At 58.5% G+C, this 13,866-nt stretch carries 10 protein-coding genes; all 10 read left to right on the forward strand.

Going from position 1 to position 13,866, the window contains the following annotated elements; all coding sequences use genetic code 11:
• Window positions 1-77: 77 nt before the first annotated feature.
• The 10 genes from sad (at window position 78) to MT962_RS06815 (ending at window position 13,835) form a co-directional block, all read left to right on the forward strand.
• Complete coding sequence (gene sad / locus MT962_RS06770; protein WP_247365232.1) at window positions 78-1,466, forward strand: succinate-semialdehyde dehydrogenase; 1,389 nt, start codon at window positions 78-80, stop codon at window positions 1,464-1,466.
• Window positions 1,467-2,509: 1,043 nt separating this feature from the next.
• A complete protein-coding gene (locus MT962_RS06775; RefSeq protein WP_024560237.1) occupies window positions 2,510-4,099 on the forward strand; it encodes a methyl-accepting chemotaxis protein in 1,590 nt (529 codons plus the stop codon).
• A 47-nt stretch (window positions 4,100-4,146) separates the two neighbouring features.
• Window positions 4,147-5,073, forward strand: coding sequence for a glutaminase B (gene glsB / locus MT962_RS06780; RefSeq protein WP_247365233.1), 927 nt, complete (start codon window positions 4,147-4,149; stop codon window positions 5,071-5,073).
• Window positions 5,074-5,173: 100 nt separating this feature from the next.
• Window positions 5,174-5,536, forward strand: coding sequence for a DUF4186 domain-containing protein (locus MT962_RS06785; protein ID WP_024560235.1), 363 nt, complete (start codon window positions 5,174-5,176; stop codon window positions 5,534-5,536).
• 105 nt (window positions 5,537-5,641) lie between these two features.
• A complete protein-coding gene (locus MT962_RS06790) occupies window positions 5,642-7,078 on the forward strand; it encodes a GGDEF domain-containing protein (RefSeq protein ID WP_024555595.1) in 1,437 nt (478 codons plus the stop codon).
• 217 nt (window positions 7,079-7,295) lie between these two features.
• A complete protein-coding gene (locus MT962_RS06795; RefSeq protein ID WP_247365234.1) occupies window positions 7,296-8,288 on the forward strand; it encodes a sensor domain-containing diguanylate cyclase in 993 nt (330 codons plus the stop codon).
• 72 nt (window positions 8,289-8,360) lie between these two features.
• Complete coding sequence (locus MT962_RS06800; RefSeq protein WP_247365235.1) at window positions 8,361-9,326, forward strand: sensor domain-containing diguanylate cyclase; 966 nt, start codon at window positions 8,361-8,363, stop codon at window positions 9,324-9,326.
• A 110-nt stretch (window positions 9,327-9,436) separates the two neighbouring features.
• Window positions 9,437-9,964 carry a GNAT family N-acetyltransferase gene (locus tag MT962_RS06805; protein WP_247365236.1) on the forward strand — a complete coding sequence of 176 codons (528 nt, stop codon included), beginning with the start codon at window positions 9,437-9,439 and terminating at the stop codon, window positions 9,962-9,964.
• Between the two features lie 120 nt (window positions 9,965-10,084).
• Window positions 10,085-11,536 carry a tagaturonate reductase gene (locus tag MT962_RS06810; RefSeq protein WP_024555599.1) on the forward strand — a complete coding sequence of 484 codons (1,452 nt, stop codon included), beginning with the start codon at window positions 10,085-10,087 and terminating at the stop codon, window positions 11,534-11,536.
• A gap of 313 nt (window positions 11,537-11,849) precedes the next feature.
• A complete protein-coding gene (locus MT962_RS06815; protein ID WP_247365237.1) occupies window positions 11,850-13,835 on the forward strand; it encodes an autotransporter domain-containing protein in 1,986 nt (661 codons plus the stop codon).
• The last annotated feature ends 31 nt before the right edge of the window (window positions 13,836-13,866 follow it).

The following is a 13,866-nucleotide window of genomic DNA, read 5'->3' on the forward strand; positions in this document are numbered from 1 at the left end:
CGTCAATATTATTCACTTTTCAGAAATAACGGAAGCGGTCAGGATATAACCACACTGATGATAAAAACGAGGTTCCTATGACCATTTCACCTGCAACCCACGCGATTTCTGTTAACCCGGCGACCGGCGAAACCCTGGCGGCTTATCCTTTCGCCACTGCCGAACATGTTGAGCACGCTATCGCCCGCGTCGCGGACGCCGGGCGCTACTGGCGCACCGTGAGCGTCGAACACCGCGCGCAAAAGCTGCGGGACCTTGGCGCCGCGCTGCGGGCCCGCGCTGAAGAGATGGCGCAGATGATCACCGCCGAGATGGGCAAACCCATCGCCCAGGCGCGCGGCGAAGTGGCGAAATCCGCAGGCCTTTGCGACTGGTACGCCGACCACGGCCCGGCGATGCTGGCCACCGAGCCGACCCAGGTTGAGAACAACAACGCGGTAATTGAATACCGCCCGCTCGGCCCGGTGCTGGCGGTGATGCCCTGGAACTTCCCGCTGTGGCAGGTTATGCGCGGCGCGGTGCCGATTATTCTCGCTGGCAACACCTATCTGCTGAAGCACGCGCCGAACGTGATGGGCTGCGCGGCGCTGATCGGCGAGATTTTCGAAGACGCCGGTTTGCCGGATGGCGTGTTCGACTATGTGAACGCAACTAACGAAGGCGTCAGCACGGCGATTAAGGACAACCGCATTGCGGCGGTAACGGTAACGGGCAGCGTACGCGCCGGTGCGGCGATTGGCGCGCAGGCGGGCGCGGCGCTGAAAAAATGCGTGCTGGAACTGGGCGGCTCCGACCCGTTCATCGTGCTCAACGATGCCGATCTGGATGAGGCGGTGAAAGCCGCCGTGGCGGGGCGTTACCAGAACACCGGGCAGGTGTGCGCGGCGGCCAAGCGGTTTATTGTTGAAGCAGGCATTGCCGACGCCTTCACGGAAAAATTTGTCGCGGCTACGCAGGCGCTGGCGATGGGTAACCCAACGGATGAGAAAACCTATCTTGGCCCGATGGCGCGCTTCGATTTGCGTGACGAGCTGGATAGCCAGGTGCAGGCGACGCTGAAAGAGGGCGCCACGCTGCTGCTGGGCGGCGAAAAGGTGGCTGGTGCAGGCAACTACTACGCGCCGACCGTGCTCGCGAACGTTACGCCGGAGATGACGGCCTTCCGTCAGGAAATGTTTGGCCCGGTGGCGGCTATCACCGTCGCACGCGATGCAGAGCATGCGCTGGCGCTGGCTAACGACAGCGACTTCGGGCTTTCCGCCACGATTTACACCGCGGATGAAGCCAACGCACAGGCGCTGGCGGCAAGGCTTGAGTGCGGCGGGGTGTTTATTAATGGCTACAGCGCCAGCGACGCCCGTGTGGCCTTCGGCGGCGTGAAGAAGAGTGGTTTTGGCCGTGAGCTTTCGCACTTCGGTTTGCACGAGTTTTGTAATGTGCAGACGGTGTGGAAGGATCGTCGCTAGAGAGGCGGTTTTCTTTGTTCCCGGGGGGAGTTATGCGCGGGCGCTGAGCCTTACTCTCTTGGGGTATATGCATGGGCGGTTCAGGATGTATGCACGGGCAGTGAAAGGTTCCGTTCGCCAGCGCGTTGTTTTCATATGCACCCTTCCTTCACGCGAACGTGTTAAGGGGGCTTGCCGCCGCCCCCTTAACAATCCCGGCTCCCGGCACGCAAAATCGCCCGCTAGAGCGGGAGACCTCATCTTTTCCCCGCTGGCTTCGGGTCGGGCATGACGGCACGTCCCTGTGCCGACATGCCCTCGCACCGGGTCCGACCGGTGCGCCCCGGCCACCGTGAAAAAGCTGAGGCGATTTTGAGGCCGGACTTGCCTCCGCTTCAGCGTTTTATTCTGGTTGCAAGAAATGCCTCGCTTTAGCGGCCGGGGTACTGCAGCGCCGTCATTTCTCCTTACCCCAGAAAATCAGCGAGTGGCGCGGCGCTTGCTTACCCTGCAAACCACGAAGACTGTTCCGTCTTTACAGCGACGCTACCAGGACTATTTTCATTAACCTGTTAGCGATGACGTTTATCCGGCCTCAAAATCGCCTTCCGGGCGGGCAGATGGCCGGGGCACGCCGGAGGGAACCGGCGTGAGGTCATGTCGGTGCAGGGATGCACCGTCAGGACCGACCCGAAGCCAGATGACAGGCCGGAAGGTTTGCCCTGAAGGGGCCGATTTTGCGAGCCGGGAGCCGGGGTCGCCAGGGGGCGGGCGGCGAAGCCCCCTGGCACGTTCGCATGAGTGGCGATGACATATAAAGACAACGCTCTGGCGAACGGAACCCTTCACCGCACGTGCATATATCCCGAAACAGAAAACTCAACACCTGGGCCGCCTGCGCCTCTCCATCACCTCTCCACCTCAGAAAACGCAAATAGCGTCCTGTTGCCGCAGACCCGCATTACGGCCGCGCCGTTCATTTCCCTTTGTCATATACCCGCCATATTTCTGTCATCCGTGCTTTGTAGACTCGCCCCGGTTGAGGCTGTTTACTGAAGAAAAACATGAACCTAAGTAAAATTTATTCCGCTTTGCGTCGGCGCCTGCCGCAAAAGCAGTTTGGCCTGCTGGCGGGCATCCTTTGCGTTATCGCGCTTTTCTCCGCACTGCAAATTCTCTCCACCGTGATGCTCTCCTCTCTGCTGCGCGAAACCCAGCACAGCGTGCAAAGCCGCGAGCAACAGCAACAGCGGCAGCTCAATATGGACGAAGCGCGCGTAACGCTGCTGATGGCGAGCGACCTGCTTAACCGCGCAGGCATCTATTTTATGCAGGATAAGGAAACCGGCTCGGTGGGAAGCTGGAACAGCTTAATGGATGAAGCCCAGGCGGCGCTGAAGCGCTCGCACCAGGCGTTTGAGCGCTACAGCTCGCTTGCTACGGATAAAAACGACCCGCTGACAGGCAGCTACCAGAACTTTTACGGCGCGCTGAAAGAGCAGGCGGAAGGGCTTGTGAAAACCAACAGCATCGATGCCTTCTTCGCGGTGCCGGTGCAGGCCTTTCAGGCGGACTTCAATGATAATTTCGCCAGCTGGCAGAAGGCCAACCAGCAGCGCGCCGATGCCGACAGCCGGGCGCTGATGGCGGGGCTTTCCCGTGCGCAAACGCTGTTTATCAGCGCGCTGGCGGTGCTGCTGATTATCGCCGTCGCGGTCTGGCGCGGCGTAGCGCGCTGGGTCATTACGCCGCTGCGCCGGCTTATCAACCATATCAACGTGCTCGCCGCCGGGGATCTTTCGGTTATGCCGGAGGCGCAAAGGCAGGTGAACCGGGAGGTGGATGAACTGACCCGCAGCATCGGGGCGATGCAGAGTGGGTTGCAGCAGTTAGTCAATGAGGTGCGCGACGCCACCGGCGCGATGGTCGCCAATATCAACCGACTGGCGCAGGGCAACGAACAGCTCTCAAGCCAGTCTGATTTGCAGGCGGATGAGCTGCGTAAAGTTACCTCGCATATTGAAACTCTGGAAGCGCACGTAGGTGAAAACAGCGAATACGCCAAAGCGGCCAACCAGCGAGCCGACGAAGCGCGGGAGATAGCCGCCGGCGGCGACCAGATGATGCAAACCGTAAACCACTCGATGCAGGATATTGTCTCCCGATCAGCGGAAATGCGCGGCATCGTGGCGCTTATTGATAACGTCGCCTTCCAAACCAACATTCTCGCGCTGAACGCCGCCATCGAAGCGGCGCATGCGGGCAACCACGGGCGCGGCTTTGCGGTGGTGGCGAAAGAGGTGGGGCTGCTGGCGCGCAAGAGCAGTCAGTCGACGCATACTATTCAACAGCTGATTCACCATTCGCTTTCCGGCATTGAGGAGGGGTCGCAGGCGGTGGCGCGGCTGGAAGAGAACCTGCGGCAGGTGATGGCGCTGGTGAGCCATCTCACGGGGTTGCTCAGCGAAATCTCTCACGCTACGGTCAGCCAGGGGGAGAGCATTCATCTGGTGACGCGCCGCATCGGCGCGCTCAACCAGGCGGCGGAAAAGACCGGCGCGCTGGTCCAGCAAACCGCCCGCGCTTCATTGCGGCTTAGCAGTGAATCGCAGCGGCTCGCCGACGCGGTGGCGCGCTTTCGCCTGCCAGCCTGACGGCGTATACTCCCGGACCGGTTTTCCTTACGCTCCGGGAGTCTGTTGTGGCGTTAATGCTTGATGATGCTTTGCTGAGTTCCATCCTCGACGAGGTGCGGCCGCTGGCGCGCCTGGGAAAGGTGGCGGACTATATTCCCGCGCTGGCTGAAGTCGCAGGCGATAAGCTTGGCATTGCGATTTGTACGGTAGAGGGCGATTGCTTCGCCGCTGGGGACGCCCATGAACGCTTCTCCATCCAGTCTGTCTCTAAAGTCTTAAGCCTGGTGCTGGCGATGGGCCGCTATGACGAGGCGGAGATCTGGCAGCGCGTGGGCAAAGATCCCTCCGGGCAACCCTTTAACTCGCTGGTGCAGCTGGAGCTTGAGCAGGGGAAGCCGCGCAATCCCTTTATCAACGCTGGCGCCCTGGTGATTTGCGATATGCTGCAAACCCGCCTGAGCGCGCCGAGGCAGCGCATGCTGGAGTGGGTACGCCAGCTCTCCGGGGTGGAGGATATCAGCTACGATACTCGTGTGGCGCGCTCGGAATTCGAACACGCCGCCCGCAATGCCGCTATTGCCTGGCTGATGAAATCTTTTGGCAACTTCCATAACGATGTCACCACCGTTCTGCAAAACTACTTTCATTACTGCGCGCTGAAAATGAGCTGCGCGGAGCTGGCGAAGACGTTTCTGTTTCTGGCGCGGCAAGGGCGCGCGCCGCATCTGGCGGAGCCGGTAATTTCTCCCTTGCAAACGCGGCAGGTCAATGCCCTGATGGCGACCAGCGGCATGTATGAAAACGCCGGCGAGTTTGCCTGGCGGGTAGGGATGCCCGGAAAGTCGGGCGTGGGCGGCGGCATTGTGGCGGTGGTGCCGCACGAGATGTCGATAGCGGTCTGGAGCCCGGCGCTGGATAACGCCGGCAATTCACTTGCGGGCGTGGCGGCGCTGGAGATTCTGGCGCAGAAGATTGGCCGCTCGGTGTATTAGTCGTTTTACGCCTGGCGGCGTCGAACAGGGCGGGCCCGCGCCGCCCGCCAGAAACCAGAGACAGTCCGCAACGCTAAAACCATCAACGCAGGTAAGACCTATGCAACCTACCGATGACCTTTTCGCCCGGCTTAAACGCTCCACGTTCCGCAGCCGCTTTCATCTGGGGCCTAAAGAGCGGCAGTATTGCCTGGATAAGGGGCCGGAGACGATTGACAGCCATGCGGCGGATTTTATCGCCAAAAGGCTGGCGCCTGCCGAGCCGAAGAATGACGGCAAACAGACGCCAATGCGCGGCCATCCGGTCTTTATCGCCCAGCACGCCACGGCCACCTGCTGTCGGGGATGCCTTGCTAAATGGCACGCGATCCCCGCAGGCGTTGCGCTTAATGCGCAGCAGCAGGCTTATGTCGTTGCGGTCATCCATCGCTGGCTGGTGGCGGAGATGAATCCGCCGCGTTAAGTGAAATGTCCATTTATGAACACTGGGTAAATTCGTGTTAAGCTGGGGACACTTTTTGTCACGCCGAACATTGCCGCAGGTAATGTCAGTTTTAAGCGAATCGTTATGGCTAACCCGGTAACGCTGTTCTGTTTCCGCGAAGATAAGACGCTCTCCAATGCGCTGGGCGTTTTTATTCTCACCACGATTTTTTATACGTTCGGCGCCTCCTTGCGGCTGGTGGACGAGCTGTCGCTGTTCTGGCCGTTGAATGGGATAATGGCGGGCGTCTTTGCCCGTCATGCTTTTCTCAACAAACCGCTCTATTACGCTATCTGCTATGTGGCGATGCTGGCCTGGGACGCGGTGACGACGAGCTGGGGAGTGGCGTCGCTGGCCATTAACCTGTCGAACCTGATTTTTATCGTCACCGTGGCGATGCTGGTGCTGCGCGATAAATCGCGTCAGCCGCAGCTGCCCCAGGCGATGTTCGCGTTGCGGCTTTTTGGCTACTGCCTGATAGCCGCGCTGCTTTGCGCGCTGTGCGGCGCGGTCGGTTCGGTCGGCATCGATAAACGGCAGCTTATGCCGCTCTACGCCGACTGGTTCAGCGAACAATTCTCTACCGGCGTACTGCTGGTGCCCTGGGTTTTAACGCTCAGCTGGCCGCGCGTTCGACATTTGCCTGCTAAAGACGATCTCTGGCCGCTGCTGGCGGTGATTGTCTCGTTGGGCGTGTCGGTACTGGTAGGCGGGGCGGGGAGCCTCGTCTTTCCGCTGATCGGGCTTATCTGGTGCGCGCTGCGCTATTCCTTCTCAACCAGCGCTTTTATTACCTTTTGCACCGGGGCGACGGAAATTGTGCTGGTGGCCTATGGCGTTATCGATATGAATGCTGTCTCGCCGCTCGGCACAAACCAGATGTTTTCCACGCGCCTTGGCATCGCTACGCTTGCGATATGTCCGCTCATCGTGGGCGCCAGCGTCGCGGCGCTGAACGCGGTGATGCAACAGGTCTCGCGTAGAGCGGATTACGATCATCTCACCGGCGTCTATTCCCGCTCCGGGCTGTATGAAGCGCTAAGCCAGAGACCTCGCGCGCCTTCCTCGCTCTGCGTTCTGCTCATTGATATCGACTATTTCAAAAGCATTAATGACAACTACGGCCATGAGTGCGGCGACGCGGCGCTGGCCAATTTTGGCGAAAGGTTGCTGGCGCTGGTGGGGATGAATGGCATGGTGGCGAGAATGGGGGGCGAAGAGTTTGTGGTGATCCGCTCCGGCATCGCGTTTAGCGAGGGGCTGCGCTTTGCCGAAATGCTGCGCACCACGCTCGCCGCCGAGCCGTTTCACTGGCAGGGCCAGCAGCTACATCTCACGGTCAGTATCGGAATGGGGTTTGATGAGGCACCGGTAACGGCGATGAGGGAGACCTTCGATATGCTGATGCGTGAAGCGGATAGCTTTCTCTACCAGTCCAAACGCGCCGGACGCAACCGCACCTCCTGTCGGGCGCATGGCGAAGCGGAGCAATCAGGAGAAGCTATTCAGACCGACAGGTGACGTTGTCACAGGTGGTTTCACTACCAATTCCAGGGGGTTTTAGCGCGTTGTTTTCATAAAGCAAGCTATTCATTAAAAAGGCTGATTAAATCCCTTGCTACTCATTTTAGTGGTTTATAAGATGGCGGGGTTTTATCACCGGAAACTCTGCATGAGACGCTTACCTGAGCAGCTGAAAAGTAGCCAACCTCTGACTGGCCTCAGGTTTGCCAGGCGCATGTATTTAATGCGCATGTTGGGCACCTTGCTTTGCTTTTCGCCTATCCTCTCTGTCTTGCTTGAACAGCAGCGCTCGCCGGTCTGGCTGTTGTTGCTTAGCGCCAACGCCTTTGTCTGGCCGACGGTCGCTTTTCTTCGCGCACGCCGCGCCGTTACCCCGAAGACGCAAGAGTATCAGCATCTGGTGCTGGATGCCGCCGCAGGCGGATTCTGGATAGCCACCATTGCGCTCTGTTCATTGCCAAGCGTGGTTATCGCCACCATCCTGGTATGCGACCGCCTTTCCGCTGGCGGCATAAAACTGATGCGCAAAGCGCTGCTGGCCATGATGGCGGCGTTTCTGGTGACATGGCTTGCCCAGGGGATGCCGTTTCGCCCGCAAGTGAGCGTCACGACCCTTTACGCCACGCTGCCGCTTATCGCTATCTATATTCTGGCGTTGAGCTTGTTGACAAACGCCATATCTGGTCAGCTTAGCCGCAAAACCCGCGAGCTCGAACGCATCGCCATGACCGATCCTTTTCTGGATATCGCTAACCGCAGGCTGCTGGAGCTGCGTATTCATAATGAGCTGAGTAAGCTTACCGGCAGCTGTCATAGCTCCGCGCTGATGTTTATTGATATTGATAATTTTAAAGAGGCAAACGATCGCTTCGGGCATAAGGCGGGCGATACGCTGCTGGTGGCGGTTTCCGATATCCTGCGTTACGTTACGCGCGATAACGGCACGCCCGCGCGGCTTGGCGGCGACGAGTTTGTGGTGTTGCTGCCCAATACCTCCGCAGAGGAGGCCAGCGCCATCGCCCGGACGATTATGGATCGCGCGGCCCAGGTGCGCGTTTTTCCGGATAATGCGCTGAACTGTACGCTTAGCATCGGCATCGCCTGCGCCACCGCCCAGATGGCCTCGGTAACGGACTGGCTGAAAGCGGCTGATGACGCGCTCTATAACGCAAAACGAGAGGGGAAAAACCGGATCTTTGCGTGTTGACGGCGCGGCGGGGCTACCAACTGGACTCCGTTACGCTATGCTCTAATTGTGACTTGCCATACAGGTAGTGTGATGAAAATAGTCGAAACCCCGCCTAATGAAACCGAGCGCCTCGCTTCGTTGAAAGCGTCCGGCTTGCTGGATACCGGCCCCGCCGAGCGTTTTGATCGTCTGACGCGGCTTGCTAAACATCTTTTTGACGTTCCGGTCGCGCAACTGAGCCTGGTGGATGAAAACCGGCTCTGGCTCAAATCCTGCGACGGGCTGGACGCCTCGCAAAGGGAGATGCCCCGCGCGGCCTCCTTTTGCACCCATACCTTATTGCAGGACGCGCCGCTGATTATTCGCGATGCGCATGATGATATGCGGTTTCAGACGCTTCCGCTGGTGGTGAATGCGCCGCACATCCGCTTTTACGTCGGTTACCCGGTGAAGCTGCCCGATGGGTCTCAGGCGGGGGCGTTTTGCCTGATGGATACCGAGCCGCGCGACTTTACCAACGAACAGCTGACGCTGCTGGGCGATTTCGCCGCCATTGTGGAAGATGAGTTTGCGCTGCTTAATACGGCGACTCACGATGAACTGACGGGACTGCTGAATACCCGCGGCTTCCATGCGCTGGCGGATTACGCACTTTCGGCCCATCGCCGCCGCGGCGAATCGATGACGCTTGGTTTTATTACGCTGGATAATTACCCGCAAATCACCGAGAGCCTCGGCATTGAAGAGGCAGAGCGTGCGCTGCGCGATCTCACCAGCGTGCTGAAGGGGGCATTTCGCGGCAGCGATCTGCTGGCGCGCCTCGAGAATAACCAGTTTGCTATCCTGTTTGCCGACACCGATGAGAAGGGCGCATGGATAGCGATGCAGTATCTGGCGGAGCTGGTGGAGCAGTTCAACAGCCGTCGCCAGAAGGGCTGGATACTCTTTGTCTCCTGGGGCGTCGCCCAGTATGACGAGGAACGCGGGTCGCTCGCGCAGCTTATTGCGCACGCAGATAAGCGAACATACGCCATCAAGCCTCCCAAAGGGCATTGATTATTCAGCGGCGGGTCATCAGTTTTTCCTCTGACCCGCCGCGTTGTGTTATTTCTTTGTTACATTCATGATATTTCTTTCCGTAAAATAACGACTTAAGGAAAGATCAGATGACGTTTCCCTTCCGGGTTTCTCTCCTGAGCGCAGCCGCGCTGGCAAACCGCATTGATGAACTGGCGGAGGTGCTGGTGGATTGCGTGCAGGGCGGCGCGTCGGTCAGCTTTATGCTGCCGTTTTCGCATGACAAGGCGCGGGATTTTTGGCACGGCGTGGCGCAAAGCGCGGCGCGAGAAGAGCGTGTCGTTTTCGTTGCTGAAAACGACGCGGGGCGCATTGTTGGCACCGTTCAGCTTATTACCGCGCAGCCGGACAACCAGCCGCACCGGGCTGACGTGGCGAAGTTACTGGTGCACCGACAAGCGCGTCGCGGCGGCGCAGCCCGCGAACTGATGGCGTTACTGGAAACCGAGGCGCGCAAACGCGGCAAAAACGTGCTGGTTCTGGATACCGCTACGGGCAGCGACGCCGAGCGTTTTTATCTACGCCATGAATGGCAGAGAGTAGGGGAAATCCCCCGCTACGCGCTGAATCCGGACGGCAATTATTGCGCTACTACATACTTTTTTAAGCAACTATAAAATTTTTTAATAAGTCGGCCCAAATTGATCAAAACGGGGTTTCATAAAAAAAGTTTCTGCTACGGTGAGCAGGCAGTGCGAAAACAGGTTGTCTGATAAAAATCCACCAAGGAACTTATTGTGAACACATTGAATCGTCGTGATTTTCCCGGGGCCAGCTTTCCCGATCGCATCATCCAGTTTGGTGAAGGAAACTTCCTGCGTGCTTTTGTCGACTGGCAGATCGATCTTCTCAATGAACATACGGACCTTAACGCCGGCGTGGTTGTGGTTCGCCCCATCGACAGTACGTTCCCGCCATCGCTCAGCACCCAGGACGGGTTGTACACCACTATCATTCGCGGCCTGAATGAAAAAGGGGAAGCGGTGAGCGACGCGCGGCTGATCCGTTCAGTCAACCGTGAAATCAGCGTTTACTCACAATACGATGAGTTCCTGAAGCTGGCGCATAACCCGGATATCCGCTTTGTTTTTTCCAATACCACTGAAGCGGGCATCAGCTTCCACGCCGGGGATAAATTTGAGGACGCGCCGGCGGTAAGCTACCCGGCGAAGCTGACTCGCCTGCTGTTTGAACGCTATACCCATTTTAACGGCGCGCAGGATAAAGGCTGGGTGCTGATCCCCTGCGAGCTGATTGACTACAACGGCGACGCGCTGCGCGAGCTGGTTCTGCGTTATGCGCAGGAATGGGCGCTGCCGCAGGCATTCGTTGCATGGCTCAACAGCGCCAATACCTTCTGCTCAACGCTGGTTGACCGTATCGTCACCGGCTATCCGCGTGATGAAGTGGCGGAGCTGGAAGCAAAGCTTGGCTATCATGACGCTTTCCTGGATACCGCCGAGCATTTCTATCTGTTTGTGATTCAGGGGCCGCAGTGGCTGGCGCAGGCGTTGCGTCTTGATAAACTGGCGCTGAATGTGCTTATCGTCGATGACATCAAGCCTTATAAAGCGCGCAAAGTGGCCATTCTGAACGGCGCGCATACGGCTCTGGTGCCGGTCGCCTTCCAGGCGGGCCTGGATACCGTGGGCGAGGCGATGGATGACCCGCAGGTTTGCGCTTTCGTGGAAAAAGCGATCCATGAAGAGATAATTCCGGTGCTGGATTTGCCGCGTGACGAGCTGGAGTCCTTCGCCAGCGCAGTGGTAAGCCGCTTTCGCAACCCTTACATCAAACATCAACTGCTCTCTATCGCCCTTAATGGCATGACCAAATTCCGCACCCGCATTCTGCCGCAGTTGCTGGCAGGGCAGGAGACCAGCGGCAAGCTGCCAGCGCGCCTGACCTTTGCGCTGGCAGCGCTGATTGCTTTCTATCGTGGCGAGCGCAACGGTGAAAACTACCCGCTGCAGGATGATGCGCACTGGCTTGAGCGTTATCAGCAGTTATGGGCCAAGCAGCGTGACCAGCAAATTACCGTACGTGAACTGGTTGAGACCGTACTGGCTGACGCTGAACACTGGGAGCAGGATCTAACCCAGGTGAATGGTCTGGTCGAGCAGGTCACCGTTGATTTAACCGCTATTCTCGAAAAAGGGATGCGCGAGGCGGTCAAACCGCTTTGCTGATGGCGGTGTGTGGTATCACCAAGCCCGGCCTTGCGCCGGGTTTTTTATTGTTACTTTACTCCTTTAGTTACAACATACATTTTATGCATAATAATTACGATAGCACGGCGTCAGTGTTGTCATTGCCATACAGGACAAAAATGGCGGAGGCTGGCGCAGGTGGGGCGCTCTCCTGGAAGGCAGTGAAGCGCTACGCGCCCGTGGTGTAAGGCTCATGGTCAACGTCGCAGAAACAGAACGAAAACCCTTTCAGGCAGCCGAAATTCTCTACACTGAAAGCGCGACAATAAAAACTCGCCATCAGGAGCTTCGCATGTCTTTTACGCTTTCACGTCTTTCACGTCAGGTTGGCTTTGCACTGGGCATTGCCTGTGCCTGGAGCGCGCAGGCCGCAGATTTCAGTAATCTTTATGTTTTCGGGGACAGCCTGAGCGATACCGGCAACAATGGCCGCTATACGTTTAACAGCAGCCAGAACCCGCTTTACGATGAAATCCTCGCTGGCCGTTATGGTTTAACGCTTGCGCCTTCAGACGCAGGCGGCAATAACTATGCGGCGGGTAGCGCTGTGGCCATTCCCGCTATCAACCCTCAGGACAATACGCAGGAGCAGGTGCAACGCTATCTGGCGCGGGTAAATGGGCTTGCCGATGGCGAGGGGCTTTATATTCACTGGGTAGGGGGAAATGATTTAGCCGCTGCGGCGCTTAATCCGCTGCAGGCGGCCACTGTAGCGCGGACCAGCGCCCAGGCTGCCGCTACACAGGTGCGAACGCTGCTTAACGCTGGCGCCGGGACGGTTATTGTCCCGACGGTGCCGGATGTCAGCGCGACGCCTACCATGATGGAGTCGGTTATTGTGTTAGGGCTTGCGCCCGTAGCTGCCAGCGCATTGCAGGCGGCGTATGCGTCGCTCAACAGCGTGCAAACGCCTGGTCTCGCGGCGCGCCAGCAGGCCATTCACCAGGCGCTGTACGCCGCCGCTTCCGCCGCCAGCCCCATTCCGGCGGTTCAGCAGGCGATTGGTGCTCAGCTGGTTACCGCCTATGACACGCTGGCCGGCCAGGTTTCGCAGCTAACGACGCTGTACAACATGGCAGAGGAGCAGTCGCTGGCGCAACAGGGCGGCAATATCGTCCGGGCGGATATTAACGGTATTTTTAATGAGATCCTCGCCAACCCGGCGCCGTTCGGCATTACCAATACGGCCGGAATGGCGTGTCCGCCCGGGCTTTCCGCCGCGGACTGCACGTCGCAAAGTCCCGGTTTCAATGCAAGCCAGGCGTGGCTGTTTGCCGATCACCTTCACCCCTCGCCAGCGGTCCATGCGTTAATCGCCGACTATATTCAGTCGATTATTGCCGCGCCCGCGCAGGTTTCCACCTTAAACAAAGGGACGCTTGCCGCCGTTCAGGACAGCCGGGCCACGCTCGACAGCCGTTACAATCAGCTGCGCAACGGGCCAAAAGAAGCGGGCAGCGTTGGGGTGTTTGGCGGTTACAGCGGCCAGTACCGGAAATATTCAGATAACGCGGCGGGCGGAGATGGGCGCGCCAATACCAATAATCTCACCGTTGGCGTTGATTATCAGCTGACAGAGAACTGGCTGGTCGGCGGCCTGATTGCCGGCTCGCTCGACAAGCACTATCCGACCGATAATTTCCAGTACGACGCCGACGCCTTCCAGGTGGGGCTGTTCAGCGCGCTGGAGTACGGTCCCGCCTGGCTTAGCGCCGACGTGCATTACTTAACGGCAGATTATAATGACATCCAGCGCCAGGTTGAGCTTGGCCCGCTGACGCGCACTGAAAAAGGCGATACCAGCGCGACGCTCTGGGGGGCGCGGCTGACGGCCGGATTCGACATTCCCGTGACGCCCGAAATAACCACCGGGCCGACGCTGCAATACGCCTGGGACTACAGCCATGTCGATGGCTATCGCGAGCAGGGCGACGACAGCACGGCAATGCGCTATCGCGATCAAAATTATCATTCGCAGGTAGGCAGCGCAGGCTGGCGCATCGATGGCCGCTTTGGCGTAGTGAAGCCCTGGGCCGAGGTGAATTATCGCCACCAGTTTGGCGATAATGTCTGGGTGGGTCAGGGCGGACTGAAAAATACGGCGCTAACCTTCAGCCGCGACGGCGCGAAAGAGGATACCAACTGGGTGGATACCACAATTGGCGCCAGCCTGCCGCTGAGCGAGCAGGTCTCCGCATTTGCTGCGGTTTCGCAAACGGGCGGCTTAAGCAGCGGCGAGCAGACGCGTTATAACCTCGGTATTAGCGCCTCGTTTTAATAAAAAAGGGCTGGCGGCATCGGCCACCAGC

The sequence above is a fragment of the Franconibacter sp. IITDAS19 genome (genome assembly GCF_023079515.1).
Taxonomy (GTDB): Bacteria; Pseudomonadota; Gammaproteobacteria; order Enterobacterales; family Enterobacteriaceae; genus Franconibacter; species Franconibacter pulveris.

What these genes read in the sequence shown, in the direction of transcription:
- sad (WP_247365232.1), top strand. Translation starts at nt 78, where the DNA reads ATGACCATTTCACCTGCAACCCACGCGATTTCTGTTAACCCGGCGACC.
- MT962_RS06775 (WP_024560237.1), top strand. Translation starts at nt 2,510, where the DNA reads ATGAACCTAAGTAAAATTTATTCCGCTTTGCGTCGGCGCCTGCCGCAA.
- MT962_RS06785 (WP_024560235.1), top strand. Translation starts at nt 5,174, where the DNA reads ATGCAACCTACCGATGACCTTTTCGCCCGGCTTAAACGCTCCACGTTC.
- MT962_RS06790 (WP_024555595.1), top strand. Translation starts at nt 5,642, where the DNA reads ATGGCTAACCCGGTAACGCTGTTCTGTTTCCGCGAAGATAAGACGCTC.
- MT962_RS06795 (WP_247365234.1), top strand. Translation starts at nt 7,296, where the DNA reads ATGTATTTAATGCGCATGTTGGGCACCTTGCTTTGCTTTTCGCCTATC.
- MT962_RS06800 (WP_247365235.1), top strand. Translation starts at nt 8,361, where the DNA reads ATGAAAATAGTCGAAACCCCGCCTAATGAAACCGAGCGCCTCGCTTCG.
- MT962_RS06805 (WP_247365236.1), top strand. Translation starts at nt 9,437, where the DNA reads ATGACGTTTCCCTTCCGGGTTTCTCTCCTGAGCGCAGCCGCGCTGGCA.
- MT962_RS06815 (WP_247365237.1), top strand. Translation starts at nt 11,850, where the DNA reads ATGTCTTTTACGCTTTCACGTCTTTCACGTCAGGTTGGCTTTGCACTG.